The sequence below is a fragment of the Peptidiphaga sp. genome, assembly GCF_057238965.1.
This window is the reverse complement of sequence record NZ_DBHHEV010000041.1, coordinates 1-20,640: the sequence shown is the minus strand read 5'-3', so window position 1 is coordinate 20,640 and position 20,640 is coordinate 1. Positions and strand designations below refer to the sequence as shown.

At 65.5% G+C, this 20,640-nt stretch carries 16 protein-coding genes; 4 read left to right on the top strand and 12 right to left on the bottom strand.

Translation table 11 applies throughout. The features are described 5' to 3' along the window. From ACO48X_RS06370 to dapA, 3 genes are all read right to left on the bottom strand, one after another. A partial coding sequence (locus ACO48X_RS06370) for a DNA translocase FtsK 4TM domain-containing protein (RefSeq protein ID WP_485001268.1) occupies positions 1-1,761 on the bottom strand: 1,761 nt, incomplete at its 3' end. Between the two features lie 156 nt (positions 1,762-1,917). Further along, complete coding sequence (locus ACO48X_RS06365) at positions 1,918-3,591, bottom strand: ribonuclease J (RefSeq protein ID WP_485001267.1); 1,674 nt, start codon at positions 3,589-3,591, stop codon at positions 1,918-1,920. Positions 3,592-3,697: 106 nt separating this feature from the next. Further along, on the bottom strand, positions 3,698-4,603 hold the full coding sequence (gene dapA / locus ACO48X_RS06360; RefSeq protein WP_485001266.1) for a 4-hydroxy-tetrahydrodipicolinate synthase: 906 nt from the start codon (positions 4,601-4,603) through the stop codon (positions 3,698-3,700). A 233-nt stretch (positions 4,604-4,836) separates the two neighbouring features. On the opposite strand from dapA, the gene ACO48X_RS06355 reads away from it, so the two are divergent. Then, positions 4,837-5,997, top strand: coding sequence for a hypothetical protein (locus ACO48X_RS06355; RefSeq protein WP_485001265.1), 1,161 nt, complete (start codon positions 4,837-4,839; stop codon positions 5,995-5,997). A gap of 171 nt (positions 5,998-6,168) precedes the next feature. After that, the gene (locus ACO48X_RS06350; protein ID WP_485001264.1) at positions 6,169-8,016 is read left to right on the top strand and encodes an alpha/beta hydrolase; all 1,848 of its coding nucleotides are present in this window, start codon (positions 6,169-6,171) and stop codon (positions 8,014-8,016) included. A 95-nt stretch (positions 8,017-8,111) separates the two neighbouring features. On the opposite strand, the gene dapB is transcribed toward ACO48X_RS06350, so the two are convergent. Further along, on the bottom strand, positions 8,112-8,855 hold the full coding sequence (gene dapB, locus ACO48X_RS06345; RefSeq protein ID WP_485001263.1) for a 4-hydroxy-tetrahydrodipicolinate reductase: 744 nt from the start codon (positions 8,853-8,855) through the stop codon (positions 8,112-8,114). 286 nt (positions 8,856-9,141) lie between these two features. On the opposite strand from dapB, the gene ACO48X_RS06340 reads away from it, so the two are divergent. Both ACO48X_RS06340 and ACO48X_RS06335 read left to right on the top strand, forming a co-directional pair. Further along, a complete protein-coding gene (locus ACO48X_RS06340) occupies positions 9,142-9,462 on the top strand; it encodes a hypothetical protein (RefSeq protein ID WP_485001262.1) in 321 nt (106 codons plus the stop codon). Beyond that, on the top strand, positions 9,462-11,147 hold the full coding sequence (locus ACO48X_RS06335; protein WP_485001261.1) for an alpha/beta hydrolase: 1,686 nt from the start codon (positions 9,462-9,464) through the stop codon (positions 11,145-11,147). Before ACO48X_RS06340 ends, ACO48X_RS06335 begins: the two co-directional genes overlap by 1 nt. A 76-nt stretch (positions 11,148-11,223) precedes the next feature. On the opposite strand, the gene ACO48X_RS06330 is transcribed toward ACO48X_RS06335, so the two are convergent. The 8 genes from ACO48X_RS06330 to infB all read right to left on the bottom strand — a co-directional run. Further along, positions 11,224-12,432, bottom strand: a complete 1,209-nt coding sequence (locus ACO48X_RS06330) for a M16 family metallopeptidase (RefSeq protein WP_485001270.1) — start codon at positions 12,430-12,432, stop codon at positions 11,224-11,226. A 552-nt stretch (positions 12,433-12,984) separates the two neighbouring features. Next, the gene (locus ACO48X_RS06325) at positions 12,985-15,282 is read right to left on the bottom strand and encodes a polyribonucleotide nucleotidyltransferase (protein WP_485001260.1); all 2,298 of its coding nucleotides are present in this window, start codon (positions 15,280-15,282) and stop codon (positions 12,985-12,987) included. A 150-nt stretch (positions 15,283-15,432) separates the two neighbouring features. Further along, positions 15,433-15,702 (bottom strand): 30S ribosomal protein S15, encoded by a 270-nt coding sequence (gene rpsO / locus ACO48X_RS06320; RefSeq protein ID WP_009199845.1) that lies wholly within the window; start codon positions 15,700-15,702, stop codon positions 15,433-15,435. Between the two features lie 227 nt (positions 15,703-15,929). Beyond that, positions 15,930-16,919 (bottom strand): bifunctional riboflavin kinase/FAD synthetase, encoded by a 990-nt coding sequence (locus ACO48X_RS06315; protein WP_485001269.1) that lies wholly within the window; start codon positions 16,917-16,919, stop codon positions 15,930-15,932. A 2-nt stretch (positions 16,920-16,921) separates the two neighbouring features. Further along, the gene (locus ACO48X_RS06310; RefSeq protein WP_485001259.1) at positions 16,922-17,200 is read right to left on the bottom strand and encodes a hypothetical protein; all 279 of its coding nucleotides are present in this window, start codon (positions 17,198-17,200) and stop codon (positions 16,922-16,924) included. A 199-nt stretch (positions 17,201-17,399) separates the two neighbouring features. Then, positions 17,400-18,479 carry a tRNA pseudouridine(55) synthase TruB gene (gene truB, locus ACO48X_RS06305; RefSeq protein WP_485001258.1) on the bottom strand — a complete coding sequence of 360 codons (1,080 nt, stop codon included), beginning with the start codon at positions 18,477-18,479 and terminating at the stop codon, positions 17,400-17,402. Continuing rightward, positions 18,469-19,026 carry a 30S ribosome-binding factor RbfA gene (gene rbfA / locus ACO48X_RS06300; RefSeq protein WP_485001257.1) on the bottom strand — a complete coding sequence of 186 codons (558 nt, stop codon included), beginning with the start codon at positions 19,024-19,026 and terminating at the stop codon, positions 18,469-18,471. Before rbfA ends, truB begins: the two co-directional genes overlap by 11 nt. A 144-nt stretch (positions 19,027-19,170) precedes the next feature. Beyond that, a partial coding sequence (gene infB / locus ACO48X_RS06295) for a translation initiation factor IF-2 (protein ID WP_485001256.1) occupies positions 19,171-20,640 on the bottom strand: 1,470 nt, incomplete at its 5' end.

The window sequence follows — 20,640 nt, the reverse complement described above, 5'->3', positions numbered from 1 at the left end:
GACCAGAAGATACGGGTAGGGCGCGAGCGTCCGGTTGGGGTCGTGGGACTGGACGGTTCCGGCTTTGACGGCCTCGTTGAAGTCGACGATGTTCTTGAAATGGTAAGCCGCCATGTCGTCGTAGCGGGCGTCCATCTCCTTGACCACCCATTCGAGGGCTTCGGCCGCTTTCTTCGGATTCGTGATGATCGGGGTGATCAGATGAGGGATGCCTGCGTAGATCGTGAGCTCGACGCGTTTGGGATCGACGAGGATCATGCGCACCTGGTCCGGCGTGGCGCGCATCATGACCGATGTGATCATCGAGTTGATGAAGGAGGATTTGCCGGCGCCCGTCGCGCCGGCGACAAGCAGGTGCGGCATCTTGGCGAGGTTCGCGACGACGAACTGGCCGCGGACGTTCTTGCCGACACCCACGGTCAGCGGATGGTCGGCCTTCTGGGCCACATGGGAGCGCAGAACGTCGCCAAGCAGAACCGTTTCGCGGTCGACGTTCGGAATCTCGATGCCGATGGCGGACTTACCCGGAATCGGCGAAAGGATTCTAACGTCTGCTGAGGCGACGGCATAGGCGATGTTGTTCGACAGCGCGGTGATGCGCTCGACCTTCACTCCCGGGCCGAGCTCGACTTCGTACTGGGTGACCGTGGGTCCGCGCGAGAAGCCGACGACCTGCGCGTCGATGCCGAAGTCGGTGAAAACCTGGGTCAGCTGGGCCACAACCTGCTCATTGGCCTCCGTGCGCTCCTTTCCGGGGGGCCCGGATTTGAGGTCGCCGAGCGACGGGAGCTGGTAGACGATGGAGGGGTCGAGCGTGAGCTGCTGGCCGGGAGTCGGTTCGAGCGAGATGTCTGGGGCGGGAAGGGAGGGCGGCTCCGTTCCGTCGATCGGTTTTTGCGGGCTCGCGACGACGGGCTTGATGACCTCCGTGGCGCCTGCCCCGCCCTTTGCTTTGGCCTTGCCGCGGCCTGCGGCGGGAAGAACCTCCGTCGCGTCGCCGCCGGGCAGAACCTCCGTGGGAGGAACCTGGCCGTCGTCGGCCTTCTTCTTCCGCGAGAAGAGCCTCGAGGGCTTGGGAGACTCTTCGACGGCCGCCGCCTGCTCGTAGGGCACCGACGCCGAGACGCCGCGATTGGCGGGGGCGTCCTCTTCGTCATCGGGCTCGGCCCTCAGGCGCTCCCTTATCATTCCGTAAAGCTCCCGGACGGTCGTGTTCGTCATGTACAAAACGGCGAAGACGATGAGCAGAAGAAGAAGCGGGACAGCCCCGTAAGGCGAGAGGAGCTTGCCGAGGGCGCCTCCGGCCGCCAGGCCGATGAGGCCGCCCGCGCCCTCAACGCCGGAGAAATCCTCGAAAGGATTGATCGGATCGACGGCGATGTGAGCCAGCCCGGCGACGCCGAACACGAGCATCCCCATGCCGATGGCGAATCGCCGGTTGGTCTCCCGCGTCGAGGCGCGGAAAAACTTGACGGCCGCGGCGATGAGAAGAACCGGGACGACGACGGACAGCACTCCGACGACGCCCGCGGTGAGATGGTGGATGAGCCCGCCGAGCGCGCCGGAGAGGCCGAACCACTCGCGCAGTGCCACGATCACGGCGATGCCGACGAGGAGGAAGGCGACGCCGTCGCGGCGCACGCCCGTCAGCCGGGGCGCGGCATTGTCCGCTTCGGCCTTCTGCTGCTTCTGCGGCTGCTTGGACGCGGAGGCCTTCTGAGGCTTCTTCTTCGCGGGATTGTTTGGAACTCTGGGACTCACAGTGGCAACACTAACCCTTCGCCGGATCGAACCTGAATTCTAACGCGTGAGCGCTGCGCCACAGCCGATTGCGCCCGGCCTGGGAGCGGCGGCGCGCCGGTACGCCCGCTCGCGCCCGTCGACCGCCCGGGCTTCCGCCTATGCGCGACCATCGGCTCACACCTCCACAACCGTCGGGATGATGATCGGGGCGCGCCGGAGCTTCCGCGAGATCCACCGGCCGATCACTCGGCGCATCGCCTGCTGCATCTGGTAGGTGTCGGCCCCGTTTTCCAAAGACTCCCGCAGCGCGTCTGCAACGTCGGGAAGTATCTCGTCGAAGACCGAATCGTCCTCGGCTACGGCGCGGGCCTGGATGTGGGGGCCCGTGACGATCTCTTTCTCCTTCGTCTCCACCGCGGCGAATATAGCGACGAAGCCCTCCTCGGCCAAGATCCTGCGGTCCTTGAGCTCCTCTTCGGTGATGTCGCCGATGGACGAGCCGTCAACGTAGATGTTGTGGCAGGGCACTTGGCCGACGACGCTCACTTCGGCGTCGTGCATGTCGATGACCGAGCCGTTCTCGGCGAGGATGACGTTCTGCGGGGGAACCCCGGTCTTGACGGCGATCCCTCCGTTGGCGACCTGGTGGCGCACCTCGCCGTGGATCGGCATGGCGTAGGCCGGTTCGAGGATGTTGTAGCAGTAGAGGAGCTCGCCGGCGGCGGCGTGGCCGGAGACGTGGACGCGGGCGTTGCCCTGATGGACCACCTTCGCCCCGAGCTTCATGAGGTTGTTGATGAGGCGGTAGACGGAGTTCTCGTTTCCGGGGATGAGCGAGGAGGCGAACAGGACGGTGTCGCCGGGTCCGGCGCCCACCTTCGGGTGCGACTTCGAGGCGATGCGCGAAAGCACGGCCATCGGCTCTCCCTGGGAGCCCGTGGACATGAAGACCCGCTCGCTTTCGGGAAGCGACGGCATGTCCGCGAGATCGACGAGCACCCCCTCCGGGATGTCAAGATACCCGAGCTCGGCGGCGATCCCCATGTTGCGGATCATCGAGCGCCCGACGAAGGCCACGCGGCGCCCGTGCGCGTGGGCCGCGTTGAGGACCTGCTGGACTCTGTGGACGTGCGAGGAGAAGGAGGCGACGATTATCTGGCCGGTCGCCCTGGCGAAGACGTCGTCGATGACGGGGCCGATTTCGGACTCCGAGGGCACGAAGCCCGGCACCTCGGCGTTGGTCGAGTCGCACATGAAGAGATCGACTCCCTCTTCCCCGGCGCGGGCGAAGGCGCGAAGGTCGGTGAGCCTGCCGTCCAAGGGCAGCTGGTCCATCTTGAAGTCGCCGGTTATGAGGATGTTGCCTTGATCGGTGCGGACGAATACCGCGAGAGCGTCGGGAATCGAATGGTTGACGGAGATGAACTCCATCTCGAAGGGGCCGATCTTCTCGACGTCTTCCTCGGCGACGACGCGCGAATTCGCCTTGATTCGATGTTCGGCGAGCTTCGCCTCGACGAAGGAGATCGTCAGGCGGCTTCCGACCAGCAGGATGTCGGGACGAAGTTTGAGCAGGTACGGCACCGCCCCGATGTGGTCCTCATGTCCGTGTGTGAGGACGATGGCCTCGATGTCTTCGACCCTGTCGCGCAGATAGTCGATGTCGGGCAGGATGAGGTCGACGCCCGGCTGGCGCTCTTCGGGAAAAAGGACGCCGCAGTCGACGACGACGATTTTGCCTCCGTATTCGAGGACGTTGCAATTGCGGCCGACCTCGCCAAGCCCTCCCAGGGGGACGATGCGAACGGTGTCGGCCGACAGATCCGGTGGGGTTCTAAGATCGCTCACACCTACATTGTCGCACGTATGGCCGGGGCGACAATCGACGATCCCCGGTGGAGAGCATTACAAAGCGGCCCGACGAAGCGGCCGAACCGCCCCGCCCGCACGAGGCCTACATGAGGCCTTCGGCTCGGAGCACGGCCGCGAGCTCGGCGATCTGCGACGTCGAAGCCCCCACCAGGGGAAGCCGAAGCGTCGCGCTGGGAAGGGCGCCCAGGAGTTTGAGGGCCTCCTTGGCCATGACGGCGCCTTGCCCGCTGCCCATGATCGCCTCGACGATCGGGCGCTGTTTCGCAGCCTCGGCGCGGGCCGCGGGAAGGTCGCCGGCGTCGATCTCGGTCACGAGCGCGCGCAGGCCGGAGCCGATCACGTGCCCGGCGACGGATATGACGCCCGAGGCCCCGTGGGCTAGCCAGGCGAAGTTGAGCGAGTCGTCGCCCGAGTAGTATTCCAACCCCGTGCGCTCCATTTTGATGAAGCCGGAGGCGACGTCGCCGGTGGCGTCCTTGACGCCGATGATGCGCGGGTGTTCGGCGAGGCGCAGAAGCGTCGCGGTGTCAAGCTTGACCCCCGTGCGGCCGGGGATGTCGTAGAGCATGACGGGAAGGTCGCTCGCCTCGGTGACGGCCAGAATGTGCTGGTACACGCCCTCCTGCGAAGGCCGGTTGTAGTACGGCGGAAGAACGAGCAGGGCCTCGGCCCCGTTGGCCTGCGCCCCCCTGGCGATTCTCACGGCGTGGGCCGTGTCGTTGGAGCCGGCGCCGGCCATGACCTTCGCGCCGCGCCCCTTGAGGGAGGCGACGACTTCTCGGGTGAGGTCGTCCTTCTCCGGCTGGTGCGTGGTGGGCGACTCCCCAGTCGTCCCCGACAGCAGGATGAGGTCGCAGCCGTCGTCGACCAGCTTGTTGGCCAAGGCGACGGCGGAATCGACGTCGAGGGAACCGTCTTCGAAGAAGGGCGTCACCATTGCGACGCCGACCGAACCGAATGTGCGCTTGGGTAGACTCGTCTCGCTCATGCCAACGAAGGTATCAGCTTCTTGCGGCGCCCATTCTGGACTTCCGTCATTCGACGTCGAAAATGTGGCGCGGCGGACAGGTCCGCTCAAATGCGTCACATACGTGAGCTACCACACTGTACCCTAAGTGCGAAATCGGAGGCCGGGAAGGCCTCCCCCACTCGAACATAGACGCACACATACTTCCTGAGCTATCATAATCCTTGCAAACCCACACAATAGAAGGAGTCTCAGTGACTTTGCACGTCGAGCCCGACCAGCTTTACGATGAGGCTTCCAAATCGGAGACGCTCGCTGATGAGGCTCCCAGTCTGCGAGTGCAGACAATCGCCGACGAGATCAATCGGGAGATCACCGGCGGGACGTCGGGTGCAGCGGCGTTGTCCGCAGCCGAATACCTAGACAAAGCCCTTCACGTTTCTGAGGAAGACCTCCACGAGTACGCCGGCAGCCTGAGGGATTCCGCCGTCCTCGTCCAAGAACAGGACCAGAGCGGCTGCCAAGACTTCTCGCAGCTCGAGTCCGCCGTCGCAGCGGAGATGGGGCACGACCCGACCGGCACCGTCATCACGCCCTCGCTGGACTCTGCGCCAACCGAACGGACGCAGGAGACCGGGCGGGCCGGGACGTACTACCGCACGCCGTACTCCGAAGGGGCAGGAAACGCTTTCGCCTCCGGCGCACGCGGACTCACCACCGGCTTCGGCTCCGCCGTCGACGCGGCCGGCGGCGGCATCAGAACCTTCGGATCCGGCATAGGATCCTTCATGACCGGCGCAGGGCAAGGAGTTTCCGGCGCCGGATCGGCGTTCGACGACGCCATGGGCGCCGCGGGGCAGGAAGCTCGAAATGCGGGCGTAGCGGCCAATCGCGGCCTCAACCAGGCGGGAAACGACATCGCCTCGTTCATGGACCAAAGCGGCAACGCCTTCCAGTCCGCAAATGAACAAACCGGCAACGCTATGCGACAAACCTCGCATGAAGCCGCAAACGGTTTGCGAAACCTTCCCTTCGGAGGGTTTGCGGGAGACGCCGTGGAAGGCGCAGGAAACCTCGCCGCATCCGGATACGACGCCGTCGGAAGCGCCGGAAACGCAGTCATGGACGCAGTGGGCCAGGGACTCGACCAAGCAATGGACGCGGGCGGCAACGCCGTGCAATTCGTGACGGACACAGCCTCGAACGCTTGGGAAGGCGTCGGCCACATGGCCCACGGCGCAGCAGACGCAACCGGGCAGGCCCTCGACGGAGCCGGCAAGGCCGTCGATGCCGCATCCAACGCGGTCGGAGACGCCGTAAGCACCGCCGGCAAGGGGATCAAGGGCGCGGCCGACGCGGTTGGCGAGGGCGCACGCAAGGTAGGCGAAGGCATCGGAGACTTCTTCGGCCGATAGGCCGGCTCCGCCCGCAGCCGCTCGACGGCGGCCGTCCGAAAAGCGCAGCGCGTCGGGCGGCCGCCGAGCCGAGATCTGTGCGGCCAACGCGCCTCTCGCGAACAGCCTCCGGCCGACGCGGCTCAAACCTCGCGCATCAAACACATTCAACATTCTCAAAGGCAGGAAACCATGCAGTGGAGCGATATCAAGGACTGGGAGGCTTCGACTCTTTCCGACGAGTACGACGCGCTTTCCAGCAAGGAGCGCAAAGCAGACGATTGGGGGCATGAGGTCATCTCGCTCAACGACAACGTGACCTGGGAAGGCGAAGCCCGCGACGCCGCCGAGAAGCGCCTCAAACAGATCGAGAAGGGCATCGCGACCTACGTCGTCGGCGTGCGTGCAATGAAGGACGCGACGTCGTCCATGCAAGACTCGATGAGAGAGGTCAACGGGATCGTCACGGACGCCACAACTCAGGCGAAGAACAACGGGTTCAGCATCGCCGACGACGGCACCGTGACCGACGACAATCCCATCTCCTGGACGGAAGTCACGGTCGACGGCGCCGTCTCATACGTCATCGGCGGAGGGATAGGCGCGCTGGCGGGCTCGGTGTTCGGCCCCGGGGGCGCCTTGGGGGGCCCCACGGTGAGTTCCGCCGTCCTGGCCGACATAGTCGCGACCCGCGAGACCTCGCTGAAGCAGTGCGCGGACAAGGTCAACGACGCCGTAGAGAAGGCTGTGTCCGCCGACCAGGCGTATGCCGACGCGCTCAACAAGATTGCCCTCGGCCAGGTCAAACCGGGCGACAAGAGCCTCAGCGAAATTCTGGACGGCCCGCTTCCCATGCCGACGAATCGGCAGGACTCCCAGGCGGTCGCGGCCTGGTGGGACTCGCTCACGCCGCAGCAGCAACAAGAGCTCATTGACAACGACTACGAGAAGCCGCCCTCGGAGAGGATAGGAAATATGGACGGCGTCGACGGATGGGCTCGGGACGCCGCCAATAGGAAGAGCTTGGACCACGATATCGAGTCTCTAGAGAAAAAGAAGAAGAGCAACACTGGTCTCACCGACGAAGAGCAGAAGAAATACGACGAGCTCACGGCGCTGAGGGACGCGGCGGCGCCAAGCGAGTACCAGCCCAAGAAGCAGCTGCTTCTCTACGACCCCGTCGAGCCCGGAGAGGATCAAGACCAGCTGCACGCCGCGGTTTCCGTGGGCGACGTCGACACGGCTGAGAATGTCGCCGTTCAGACGGGCGGCCTCGACACGTCCGTTGGAGGCAACGTAAAGGAGTACACGCACAACATGGAGAACATCGCCAACTCCGCCGGCGGCAACACGGCGATGGTGACGTACTTCGGATACGACACGCCGCACGTCAACAGCGGAGACCCGGATCAGAGGGACCTTTCCGTCACGAACACCGACCGCGCCGCCGCCGGCGGGCAGAATCTCGCCAATTTCCTCGAAGGCCTGCACGATTCTCGCCAGGGCGAGGGAGAGGCCGGGGATCCGAGGCTAACTGCCATCGGCCACTCGTATGGATCGACGACCACCGGCTACGCGCTGACCCAGGTCCGCGACGGGGTGGTCGACGCGGCGGTCTTCTACGGGTCGCCGGGCATCCCTGCAACGGACGTCTCCGAACTCAACGTGCCCTCCGACAGCGTCTACGCGATAAGGAACGAGGGGGACGTCATCAACGGGGTTCCGAACGGCGGCCTCGTCCCCAACCGACCCGGTTACCTCCCCGGGTTCAATATGACGGAAACCACCGATCCGATGAATATGGACGGAATACAGCATCTGCGGACGAACCAGTACGCTCCCGGGTGGAAGAACCCGGTCGGATCCCATACAAATTACTTCGACAACAACGATTACAACGGCAAGTATGAGGAAATCCAAGGCGCCCACCCCGATTGGACGAGGGAGCAGGTCATGGAGGAGCTAAGGTCTCAGATGACCGACGTTCCCAACAGCCAGCAGGATGTGGCGGCAGTCGTCAACGGGACGTACAGCGGCTGAGAACCTGCGACTCACAGGCCCATGGGGCCCATGGGCTCCGGGACTTCAAACCCCTTGGAAACCCCAGAGCCCACAACCTCGTCAAAGACGGGGCCTCACAGCCCCATGATCGAGTCGAGGCCCCAGGTCAGGCCGCCTCGGCCCCGCACGGAGCGGACCGCCAGGAGCACGCCCGGCATGAAGCTCGACCGGTCGAACGAATCCTGCCGGATGACGAGCTGCTCGCCCGGATTGCCGAGCATCACCTGCTCGTGGGCGTTGAGCCCGCGCAGCCTCACGGCGTGGACGTTGACGCCGTCGATCCGCGCTCCCCTGGCGCCGTCGGGATCGGTCTGCGTGGCGTCCGGGCCCGCGGGGACTCCGGCCCCGGCGCGCGCCTTGGCGATCCGCGAGGCGGTGGATATCGCCGTGCCGGACGGGGCGTCCACCTTGTTCGGATGGTGCATTTCGAGCACCTCGACCGATTCGAAGTAGGGCGCGGCCTTCTCCGCAAAGCTCATGACCAGCACGGCCGAAAGCGCGTAGTTCGGGGCGATGACGGCACTGCGGCCGAGCCTTTCGGCGGCCTCGCGCACCCTGCCCAAAGATTCCTCGGTCCACCCGGTGGTTCCGACGACGGCGTCGGCCCCAGCCTCCAAAATGGCCAGGGTGTTTGCCTCGGAGGCCGAGGGAACGGAGAATTCGACGGCGACGTCGGCCCCTCCGAGGCTCTCCGACGAGATCGGGTCCCCGGCGTCGAGCCTGGCGGTCAGCTCCATGTCCTCGGCGGCCTCGACCGCCTCGCACACGGTCGCGCCCATGCGCCCGGCGGCGCCCACTACTGCAACTTTGATAGTCATGGCCTCAAGCCTAATCCGTCGCAGCTTCCTTCGCCGACCGGCTCGTCGAGGAAAGCGGACGAATGCGCACGTCCCGGCCGTGGGGAGCCATAACCTCCGACAACCTTGACTTCCACCGCACGCAAATCGCACTATAAGAATTCGAAAGGAGGATGCCGATGATTCCACTTTTCTTTTGACAAGGGTAGCCATACACAGAGTATCTCAGTGTCTTATGCGACATAGAAACGCTTGAAGGCATAGGAAATAAAACAATCAGAATATCGATGCAGTATTTAGGAATAAAATGGCAGACACTTTAGTGATCGATCTCGACAGCCTCTTCTGCGCCAAGGACAATGCGGACAAGGCCAGAGGGCAAGTCGACCAAATCAAGGGCTCGGTCCCTTTGGCAACCGTTGCCACGGCCATGCCTTCGGGAAGCGCGGGAGGAGCGGCTGCGTCGGCGGGTTCGCACATCGACGGGCTCGCAAAGAGAATCGCAGACTCGCTCGACACCTTCTCCACGGCTCTCCAGGATGCGACGAACCAATACAATTCCACGGATCAACACACCGCGGTGGATTTCAGTCAGTTCTCAACAAAGATATCGGGAAGGGTCGAGTGATGGTCGATTGGCAAAATGTCACAGCCTGGGATCCCTCCATCTTGGACACCGTCGTGGACAACCTCGTCACCGAACGAAAAAAATGCTACACCGCAAGCGAGTCGATTCAAGACATCGACAAAGACGTCACGTGGACAGGCGAAGGGGCGACGGCGGCCGCCTCGGCCCTCGGGAAGCTCGAGGACAAAACCGCGGAGCTGCTGGCGGATTTCGGAAAGCTGATCGGCGTGACCGAACAGGCCGTCGAAGGCGTGAAAGAAGTGAGAACGACCGTGCTGGAGGCCATTTCCCTGGCCAACGAATACAACTTCACCATCGCCTCAGACGGTTCGAAGGTCGAAGCGGCCGAGGACGATCCGACCGTTCAGGGCAAGCTCTCGGAGTGCTCAGGGCTCATTTCCAAGGCTCTGCGCAAAGCCGAGGAGACAGACGCCGCCTATGCGGCGGCGCTTGCCGAGGTCACCCAAGACCAGGTTCCCGTGACCGAAAGCCTCGGAGACGTCACTCCCGGGCTTCCAGACGGCCCGCCCGACGGCGCCACGCCCGAACAGGTCTCCGACTGGTGGAGCAGATTGGCTAAAAGCGAACGTCAAAGGTACGTCGATCGTTTCACCAAACCCGAGGCGCTGAACGACGAAAGCATCCGCGAGCAGGCGCGGAAATTCGGCAATCTCGACGGGATCGAAGGCTGGGCTCGCGACAAAGTCAACCGCTCGCTCCTCGAGTGGGACATAGAGGATACGAAGCGCCAAAGAGACGGAGTGCCGGGAAACAACGGCCCAGGAGAGGAGTACACCGCTGAAGGCCAAGCAAGAAACCACGAACGGGCACGCTTGCGCGAGCGCCTGGAGGAGCTGGAGAAGCTGCGCGGCCAGTTGGGCGCTGAAGAGGGCAAACCTCCCAAACAGCTGCTCCTCTACGATCCGGCGACGGGCGAGAAAGGCCACGAAAATCTCCACGCGGCGGTCTCCTACGGCGACGTCGACAAGGCCAAGCACGTTTCGACGATCGTGCCCGGCATGACCACAACGGTGGACTCCCTCGTTGAACCCGCCGTTCGTGACATGGGCAATCTCCACCGGGTCGCCAGCGAAAAGGCGGGCGGCGATCCCGTGGCCGTTGTGACCTGGATGGGGTACGACGCTCCGGCCAGCCCTCCAGGCGACTGGGGTGTGTTTGGGCCGGAAAAGGCCCAAATGGGAGGCGACCGGCTAGTCGGTTTCGTCGAGGGCATCGACGCCTCGCACAAGAGCGAGGGGAACGACCTCCACCAGTCCGTTCTGGGGCACTCCTACGGTTCGACGACGTCGAGCCACGCCATGACCAAGGTAAAACCCGGAGTCGTCGACGATTTCGCGATGTACGGATCTCCCGGCGCCCAGGGCAGCGGCGAAACCTACAACGTGCCGGAAGGCCACACCTACGCCATGCGCTACCGAACCGATTTTGTAAAGGACCTTAGGAACGACACGGAGTTCTTCGAGGGTTTGGGAGAAGATCCGATGAAGGACCCGAACATCAAACATCTCGATTCCGGCTACTCTCCGACGGAAGACAAATCATTGGGCATTTTCGGGATGAAGTTCCCACTGGACTTCGGAGCCGGGACGCACACCGAGTACATGAACGACGGCACGCAGTCGCAGGACCAGCTCGCCAACGTCATCGTCGGAAAGGCGGGGTGATGCGGCAGCTCAAAGACGGAGAACCCGGCTGAGAGGCGAAAATGAAGCCTGCGTCCGCGCACTCTCTGCTCTCGCGTCACTGGGAGGGGCCGACGGTCACGCGAGAGCGCTGCGCGCGGGCGAGCTCGGCGGCGACGGCTGCGACGTCGTCGGCGGAGACCTCACGCGAACGGCGCAGCGCCTCCCTCCGGGAAATGAGGGATCCGCGCACGATTTCGGCTTGGCCGAGCTGGTTCATCCGCGAGCCGACCGACTCTGAGCTGAAGGCGTGGTCCGCGCGGGCGCGCCTGTAGGCGGTTTCCAGCTCCATCTTCGTGACGGATTCGCCGGCGATCGCCTCCAGGCACCCCTCCATGATCTCCGCGACGTCTTTCGCCGTCTCCGGAGAGCACCCCGCGTACAGGCCGAAAAGGCCGCCCTCGTGGTACAGGCCGGGAAAAGAGTAGGTCGAGTAGGCGAGGCCGCGCTTTTCGCGCACCTCCTGAAAGAGACGGGAGGAGGTGCCGCCTCCCAGAATCGTCGACAGCGTGTACAGGGCGTATCGGCGTTCGTCTTCATCGGTCATCGCGGGCATGCCGACGACGACGGCGCTCTGCTCGACGGGGCGCTCGATCGAGAGGTCCCTGCCCTCCGGATAATCGATGGGCGCGCGTCGCCGACGCTCAGCCGGCGCGGCTCCTTCGCGAAGGTCCCATCCTGCACCGCGCAGCGACGCCTCAACCATCGCGCACAGCGCCTCGTGGTCCGCCTTCCCGGCGGCAGTGACCACCAGCTCCTCGGGCCGGTAGTTCTGCCTGTAGTGGCTCGTGAGATTCGCGTGATCAAGCCCGAGGACGCTCTCGGAGGTTCCGCCGATCGGCCGGCCCAGCGGATGCCCGCCCATGACGAGGGAGGCGATTTGCTCATGGGCGACCTCGGAGGCGTCGTCGGCGTACATCGCGAGTTCCTCAAGGATGACGCCCCGCTCCATCTCCATGTCGGCTTCCGCAAGAGCCGAGGAGGCAACCATGTCCGCGAGCAGCTCGACGGCGTCCGCGAGGTCCTCCTCCACGACGTGCCCGTAATAATAGGTCAGCTGCTTGCCCGTGCCGGCGTTGAAATTGCCGCCGAGGAAGTCGATGCGGTCGGCGAGCTCCTTCGCGCTGCGCGAAGCCGTGCCTTTGAAAAGAAGATGCTCGAGGAAGTGCGTGGAGCCGAGCGTCCCCTCGTTTTCATCGGCGGACCCCGCCCCGACCCAGAAGCCGACGGAGACGGTGTGCACGTTCTCAACGCGTTCGGTCAGCACCCGGACCCCTCCCGGAAGCACCGAACGGCGGATGAGGGCGCCGTCGTCCGTCAGGGCGATGTCATGCGGACCGGGGCAAATGGGAAGGTCGACGGTGGAAAACTCAGTCACCCGTCAAGGTTAACCGACCCTGCCGCCGATGCGAAGCCGAGCGCACCCGCTTATACGAAGCCAAGCATACGCGCCTACGCCAAGCCGAGCGCACGCGCCTATACGAAGCCGAGCATACGCGCCTACGCCAAGCCAAGCACACGCGCCTATACGAAGCCGAGCATACGCGCCTACGCCAAGCCAAGCGCACGCGCCTACGCCAAGCCGAGCGCAGGCAATCGGCCCAAACCGGATTTCGGCCCGCCCGCGAAGGCCAGGATCTTAGATCGTCCGGCGTGCTGAATCGGCCGAGGACCCGGGTTCCGGATCGCCCGGCGTCAAAAATGGGCCGACGGCGCAGCCCGAAACGCAAAAGGGCGGCCCCTGTGGGGCCGCCCTTTTGCGTCTGTTGCGGCTCGAATTGTCGTCACCCAAGCTGTTGCCGCTTGAACGGCCGCCTCGTCACTCGGTCGAACCGGAGCCCTCGCTGGAGCGGCGGCGCTGGCGCGGCGCCCGGCGCGATCCGCGCTCGCGGCGGGCGGGACGCTCCGTCTCCTCCTGCTCGGCCGGGGCCTCGGGCTCCTCCTCGACGACGGCGTGGAGCGAAACCTTTCCGCGAGGATCGATTTCGGCGATCTCAACCTCGACTTTGTCGCCGACGTTGAGGACGTCCTCGACGTTCTCAACGCGTTTGCCGCCGACGATTCGGCGAATCTGCGAAATGTGGAGAAGGCCGTCGCGCCCGGGGGCGAGGGAGACGAAAGCGCCGAAGGTCGTCGTCTTGACGACTGTGCCGACGAATCGCTCGCCGACTTCAGGCATCTGCGGGTTGGCGATCGCGTTGACCGCTTGACGGGCCGCCTCGGCGGACGGGCCGTCGGTTGCGCCGATGAAGACGGTGCCGTCGTCCTCGATCGAAATCTCCGCGCCGGTGTCTTCCTGAATCTGGTTGATCATCTTGCCCTTGGGGCCGATGACCTCGCCGATCTTGTCGACCGGGATCTTGACGGTGATGATGCGCGGAGCGGTGGCTGCCATCTCGTCGGGCCCGTCGATCGCCTCGGTGATGAGGTCGAGGATCGCGAAACGGGCGTCGCGGGCCTGGCCGAGGGCGGCGTCGAGAACCGCTGCGGGAATGCCGTCGAGCTTCGTGTCCAGCTGGAGGGCCGTGACGTACTCGCGGGTTCCGGCGACCTTGAAGTCCATGTCGCCCAGCGCGTCCTCGGCGCCGAGAATGTCGGTGAGAGTGCAGTACTTCGTCTCGCCGTCAATCGTGGCGGAGACGAGGCCCATGGCGATTCCGGCGACGGGCGCCTTAAGCGGGACGCCCGCGTTGTAAAGGGAGAGGGTCGAAGCGCACACCGAGCCCATCGACGACGAGCCGTTGGACCCCATCGTCTCGGAAACCTGGCGAATCGCGTACGGGAATTCCTCGCGGCCGGGAAGCTGGGATTCGAGGGCGATCTCGGCGAGGTGTCCGTGGCCGATCTCGCGGCGCTTGGGCGAGCCGACGCGGCCCGTCTCCCCCGTCGAATACGGCGGAAAGTTGTAATGGTGGATGTAGCGCCGCGACGTCGCCGGGGAAAGGTTGTCGAGCTGCTGCTCCATCTTCAGCATGTTGAGGGTGGTCACCCCGAGGATCTGGGTCTCGCCGCGCTGGAACAGCGCCGAGCCGTGGACGCGGGGAAGGACGCCGGCCTCGGCCGTGATCGTGCGGATCTCCACGGGCGTGCGCCCGTCCATGCGAACGCCCTCCGTGAGCACGTGATGGCGCATGGTCTTCTTGAACGCGGCGTTGACGGCGGCCGCAATCGCCGCTTCCTCCTCCGGGAACGTCTCCGCGAGCTCTTCGACGACGGCCTCCGTCAGCTCGTTGAGGGCCTCGTCGCGCTCGGCCTTCGCCACGATGCCGAGGATCGGCGCGAAGCGTCCGGCGATTTTCTCTTCGACGGCCTCATACTGCTCGTCCGTGTAATCCGGGAAGAACGGGAAATCTCCGACGGGCTTTCCGCACTCTTCCACGAGCTTGGACTGCGCCTCGCACAGCGTGCGGATGACGGGTTTGGCCGCTTCCATGCCCGCGGCCACTTCGGCTTCGGTCGGCTTGGCGCCGCCGGCCTTGATGACGGCGTCCGCGTGTTCGGGGGCCTGGGCCTCGACCATCATGATGGCGACGTCGTCGCCCACGACGCGGCCGGCGATCGCCATGGAGAACGTCGCCCGCTTGAGCTCGCTCCACCTGGGAAAGGCAACCCACTGCCCGTCGATTAGGGCCATGCGGGTTCCGCCGATCGGACCCGAGAAGGGAAGCCCGGCGAGGGAAGTCGCCATGGACGCGGCGTTGACGGCGAGGACGTCGTAGGCCTCGTCCGGGTTGATCGTCATGACCGTGGCGACCACCTGGACCTCGTTGCGCATGCCCTTCTTGAAGGCAGGGCGCAGCGGCCGATCGATGAGCCGGGCGGCGAGGATGGCCTCGGTTCCCGGGCGCCCTTCCCGGCGGAAGAACGAGCCGGGAATGCGCCCGGCGGCGTAGGAGCGCTCTTCGACGTCGACCGTGAGCGGGAAGAAGTCGAAATGCTCTTTCGGGGCTTTCGAGGCCGTGGTCGCGGCGAAGACCGTGGTGTCGTCGTCGAGGTAAGCGAGCGCCGATCCGTTGGCCTGGCGGGCAAGAAGGCCCGTTTCAAAACGAATGGTGCGGGTTCCGAACGAGCCGTTGTCGATGACGGCGTTCGAAGAGTGGACGTCGGGTCCCTCCATGGAATGTCTCCTTATTTGCTGTTTCTCTCCCCGACACGGCCATCAGTGACAACTCACGGAAATTTCCGGAAGCTCCCACCGAAGACCGGGCACTGGGGATCGTCTATCAACGAAATGCGGCCCGGACTGTTTCATCCGGGCCGCCCCATGTCACCGGCGAAGGCCGAGACGAGCGATCAGTGAGCGGTAACGCTCGATGTCTTCTTCGGCAAGGTATGCCAGAAGCCGCTTGCGCTGGCCGATGAGAAGCATGAGGCCTCGCCGCGAATGGTGATCGTGCTTGTGGGTGCGAAAATGCTCGGTCAATTCCTTGATGCGGGCCGAGAGCAAAGCAACCTGAACTTCCGGGGAACCGGTGTCGCCCTCATGGGTCGCGTACTCGGCGATGATCTGCTTCTTCTGTTCCGGCTTGAGGGCCATGATTCTCCTTTTCGTTCCGTTGCACGGAGCTCCGGGGCATGTTCTCCCGAGCTATGACGCTTCCGTGGCCGATCTGACGGCCTTTTAAGTTTACCAGCAAGCACAAACGACGGTTGACATTCCCGTGTGAGCTTGCATACCGGACTTCCGCGGGCTTGCATGCCGGGAGCGGCCAGGCGGCGTCGCGAGCGTCGTCGGCCAGGCGGCGCCCTCGGGAACCTCTCGGGTCACGCGGCGGTGACCGAAGCCGGATCGACCCTTCCCGCCGTCGGAACGCCCAGAATCTCGGCCGTGTTGCGCAGGTCCTCGTCCATCTGGCCGAGAAGCCCCTCGAGGGAGTCGAAGGAAAGCATGGGCCTGAGGTATTCGACGAAGTCCACGGCTATCGACTCTCCGTAGAGGTTGAGGTCAGACCTGCCGAGGACGTGGACCTCGACCGTCCGCTCGGTCCCCTCGAAGTGCGGATTCGTCCCCACCGATATCGCCGCGGGAAGGTACTCCGCGGCGCGGGCGCCCTCGACTGAGCGCACGAGCCATCCCGCGTACACGCCGTCCGCGGGGACTTCGCCGAGGTCGTCGCCCGCGAGATTGGCCGTGGGAAAGCCGATGGCGCGCCCGCGTTGGAATCCGTGGACGACCTCGCCGCGGATTCGGTGGCGGCGCCCGAGGACTCGGGCGGCCCCCGCCACGTCGCCCGCGGCGAGGAGCTCGCACACCCAAGTCGAGGACCACCTGCGTCCCTCGGGCGCGGCGAGATCGGACACGAGAGTCACCTCGACGCCTTTTTCCCTTCCCAGGGCGGCGAGCACGGCGCCGTCGCCTTCGTTGCGGAACCCGAACCTGACGTCCTCGCCGACGACCACGACGCGCGCCCGCAGCTCGCCCACAAGCTGCTTTTCGAAAAATTCGCGGGGCGTCGCCCGGGCATAGTCGAGGGTGTATCTCTGGACGTAGACGGCGTCGATCCCGGCCGCCGCGAGACGATCGATTCTGTCGCCCAGAGTCGAGACGAGATGGACGTTCTGGGTCGAATGGACGGAGGCGGGATGAGGATCGACAGTGAGCGCCACGGAGACGAGGCCGCGTTCCTTCGCCTGCCGAACCGTCTCCCGCAGCACCGCGCGGTGGCCTTTGTGCACGCCGTCGAAGACCCCTATCGTCACCGCCGTGCCGACAAGGCCGCTCGGAATGTCCTCAGGTTTGCGCCATACGTCGATGCTCACGCCGGCAACCCGCGAAGGCCGAGGTCGCGCCGCCCCTCGGAAAGATCGACGATCCGCTCGTCGACGACGGGCTTTTCGCCCGAGCCTCCGCCGCAGCCGCAGGCTCCGTCTCCTCCGCAGCCGCATCCTCCGTGCCCGCCGCAGCCGCATTCGGACGTCGGTTCAACAGGGGCCGGGGGCTCCGCAGTGTGCCCGCGGACTATCGCGGCGGCGGCGACGGCGGCATCGACCGCGCTGCCCCCGCATCCGCAATGAGAGTGGTTAGCGTTAGTCATGAGATATAGGTTAATGCTCAGCGCCGACCCCGAGCACATCGACGCGGGCGCCGAGCATGCCGATGCCCGCACAGGGCCGAAAAATCGCTTTCCGCTCTGGACAACGTCGACGATCATGAGAAACCGTCGGGGCAGCGAAAGATTGACGCCGGCCCGTCTGCACAACGGCGACGAGCCGACGCCCGCAGGGGCAGAAAAGTCACTCTTCCGAAGCGGGAGTCAAGAGCAGGTCGGGTTTGACCCTGCCGCCTCTGCGGCTGACGAGGGCAACAGGCGTTCCGCCGCTCCACGCCACCGCGACGGCGGATCCCGAGCCGCGTCCGTCGGACCCAGAACCCGGCGCGTCGCGGCCCGCAGCACTCGGAGCGAGGGCGTCGGAGGCCGCGGCTTTCACGCCGAGGAAGTCGAAGGGCGAATCTGCAGAGACGAAACGCCCCATGCGCAGGTCGCGCGCCGCCTCCTCTGACACCTCCAGAGCAGGAAACATTGCGTGGCACAGGTCCGCCAAGGTGTGGACGGGCATCTGCCCGTCGGCCTCGACCGCGTCGGCGCATTCACGCACGCTCGCGGCCTCGCCGACATCCCAGGGGCCGACTCGCGTGCGCCTGAGGGACGTCAGGTGCGCCCCGAATCCGAGCTCCTCCCCCAGATCGCGCGCCAGCGCTCGCACGTAGGTTCCCGCGCCGCACACAACGCGCACGTCCACATCGAAGACGGGCGCCCCGCAGGCCTCGGCAAACCGAGGGCCGCCGACTGCTTCGAAGACATCGACGCGAATCGGCCGGGCGTCGAGGACTACCTCGCGCCCCTCGCGAACCAGATCGTAGGCTCTGCGGCCCTCGACTTTCAGAGCGCTCACCGAACTTGGAACCTGAAGGACGTCGCCGGTCAGGTTCGCCATGGCGCGGGCGAGCTCCGCGGCGTCCGCTTCCCGCGCGCCCCTCGCCCGCACGATTTCACCCTGCGCGTCCTCGGTGGACGTTTCAATCCCGAAACGAATCGTCGCCTCGTACTCTTTGGCGGTTCCCGTGACGTACCGCAACAGCTTCGTGGCGCGCCCTAGGCCGATGCAGAGAACGCCCGTGGCCATCGGGTCGAGGGTTCCGGCGTGCCCGACCTTCTTCGTTCCCGCCAGCCGCCGGACGGCGCCGACGACGTCGTGGCTGGTGACGCCGGGATCCTTGTCGATGACGGCAAGGCCGTCGCCCGGGAAGCTCCCGCGGGGAAGGTCGCCCCACGGCATGGCTCGCCGCGGGCCGCTCCGAGGCTCAGGCCTCATCCACGCCCTCGGCTTGGTCGTCCTCGGAGGGGTCAAAGGAGGCCTCAAAGGCTTTGCCACTCAGCGCATCGCCGTCTATGGCCTCATCGGCGTCGGCCGAGGCTTCGTCGGCGACCTCGCTTTCCTCGACGTCGCGGGGCTTCTTGTACGGATCGGCGTCCCCGGCGGGCGCAGCGCCTTCCGCCGACTTGGCGATCTCGGCGTCCCTGTGCCGGGCTGCCGCAAGCGCGTCCTCGAGGGAGCGGGCCGTCTCCGGCAGGGCGTCGGCCGTGAACTCGATCGTCGGCGTCAGGCGCAGGCCCAACTGCCTTCCGACGTGCGAGCGAATGTTGCCCTTGGCACGGTTGAGGGCCCGGCCTGCGTCCCTGAGCTTCCTCTCATCGCCATAGGCGGTGTAGAAGACCGTGGCGTGCTGGAGGTCGCCGGTGACGCGGACGTCCGTGACGGTCACGAGCTCCAGGCGGGGATCCTTCAATCGGTTTGTCACCAAAGACGCGACTATCTCGTGAATGCGCTCGGCGACTCTGTTGGCGCGTGGATTGGGCATCTGGCACTCCTTTTCGGCGGATGGGCTTAGACCGACCGGCGGGGCTTCGACGACGGACTGAGCTTCGACAACAAGCAGGCCTTCGAGGGCGGACGGGCCTGAGACCGCGGCGGCGGACCTACCGGCCCGCCGCCGTCGATCGCGTCAATCGCGCGGCTTTTCCTGCATCTCGAAGGTTTCGATGAAGTCGCCCTCGCGAATGTCGCGATACCCGAGAGTGATGCCGCACTCGTATCCTTCGCGGACCTCGGTGACGGCGTCCTTCTCCCGGCGCAGCGAGACGATCTCCAGATCGGGGGCGACAACGACGCCGTCGCGGACCAAGCGGGCCTTCGCGCCGCGTCGAATCGTGCCCGAGCGCACGATCGAACCCGCGATGTTTCCGAACTTGCCGGAGCGGAACACCTGGCGGATTTCGGCCGCGGCCAGCTGAACCTCCTCAAAGATCGGCTTGAGCATGCCCTTGAGGGCGGCTTCGACGTCTTCGATGGCCGAGTAGATGACCGAGTAGAACTTCATGTCCCCGCCCTCGCGGTCGGCGAGCTCCTGGACGCGTTCGGCCGGGCGAACGTTGAATCCGATGATGATCGCGTTGTCGACGGTGGCGAGGTTGACGTCGTTCTGGGTGATGGCGCCGACGCCGCGGTGGATGATCTGCAGCGCGACCTCGTCGCCGACCTCCAGCTCGAGGAGCGAGCTTTCGAGGGCTTCGACGGAGCCGGACGCGTCTCCCTTGATGATGAGGTTGAGCGTCTGCACCGTCCCCTGCTTGAGGGCGTCGTTGAGGTTCTCCAGCGAGATCCGCTTGCGGCGCTTGGCAAGCGTTGCCGCGCGCTGGGCCGCTTCGCGCTTGTCCGCGATCTGGCGGGCAGTGCGGTCGTCGGGCGCGACGAGGAAGGAGTCGCCCGCGGCGGGAACTGTGGACATTCCCAAGATCTGCACGGGGCGCGAAGGCTCGGCCTCTTCGACCGCGCTTCCGTCGTCGTCGAACATCGCCCTGACTCGGCCGTGGGCCGTCCCGACGACGAGGGAGTCGCCGATGCGGAGCGTGCCCGTCTGGACGAGCGCCGTGACGACGGCGCCCCGGCCCTGGTCGAGCTTTGCCTCGATCGCGACGCCGCGGGCGTCCCGGTTCGGGTTGGCGCGCAGATCGAGGTCGGCGTCGGCCGTGTAGAGGATGGCCTCGAGCAGATCGTCGATGCCGGTGCGCAGCTTCGCGGAGATGTCGACGAACATCGTGTCGCCGCCGTACTCTTCCGTGACGATCCCGTACTCGGTCAGCTGGCCGCGGATCTTCTCCGGATTGGCGCCGTCCACGTCGATCTTGTTGACCGCGACGATGATCTTGACGCCCGCCGCCTGCGCATGGTTGACGGCCTCGATCGTTTGGGGCATGACGCCGTCGTCCGCTGCTACGACGAGCACGGCGATGTCGGTGACGTCGGCCCCTCGCGCACGCATCTGGGTGAAGGCCTCGTGGCCGGGCGTGTCGATGAAGGTGATCGCCCTGTCCTGACCCTCGTACTCGAGATGCACCTGGTAGGCGCCGATGTGCTGGGTGATGCCGCCGTGCTCGGTGTCGATGACGTGAGTCGCGCGGATCGCGTCCAGGAG

Excerpts from the sequence above, each read along its gene's own strand:
- dapA (WP_485001266.1), bottom strand. The coding sequence starts at position 4,603 with ATGAGCGAGACGAGTCTACCCAAGCGCACATTCGGTTCGGTCGGCGTC.
- ACO48X_RS06350 (WP_485001264.1), top strand. The coding sequence starts at position 6,169 with ATGCAGTGGAGCGATATCAAGGACTGGGAGGCTTCGACTCTTTCCGAC.
- dapB (WP_485001263.1), bottom strand. The coding sequence starts at position 8,855 with ATGACTATCAAAGTTGCAGTAGTGGGCGCCGCCGGGCGCATGGGCGCG.
- ACO48X_RS06340 (WP_485001262.1), top strand. The coding sequence starts at position 9,142 with ATGGCAGACACTTTAGTGATCGATCTCGACAGCCTCTTCTGCGCCAAG.
- ACO48X_RS06335 (WP_485001261.1), top strand. The coding sequence starts at position 9,462 with ATGGTCGATTGGCAAAATGTCACAGCCTGGGATCCCTCCATCTTGGAC.
- ACO48X_RS06325 (WP_485001260.1), bottom strand. The coding sequence starts at position 15,282 with ATGGAGGGACCCGACGTCCACTCTTCGAACGCCGTCATCGACAACGGC.
- rpsO (WP_009199845.1), bottom strand. The coding sequence starts at position 15,702 with ATGGCCCTCAAGCCGGAACAGAAGAAGCAGATCATCGCCGAGTACGCG.
- ACO48X_RS06310 (WP_485001259.1), bottom strand. The coding sequence starts at position 17,200 with ATGACTAACGCTAACCACTCTCATTGCGGATGCGGGGGCAGCGCGGTC.
- truB (WP_485001258.1), bottom strand. The coding sequence starts at position 18,479 with ATGAGGCCTGAGCCTCGGAGCGGCCCGCGGCGAGCCATGCCGTGGGGC.
- rbfA (WP_485001257.1), bottom strand. The coding sequence starts at position 19,026 with ATGCCCAATCCACGCGCCAACAGAGTCGCCGAGCGCATTCACGAGATA.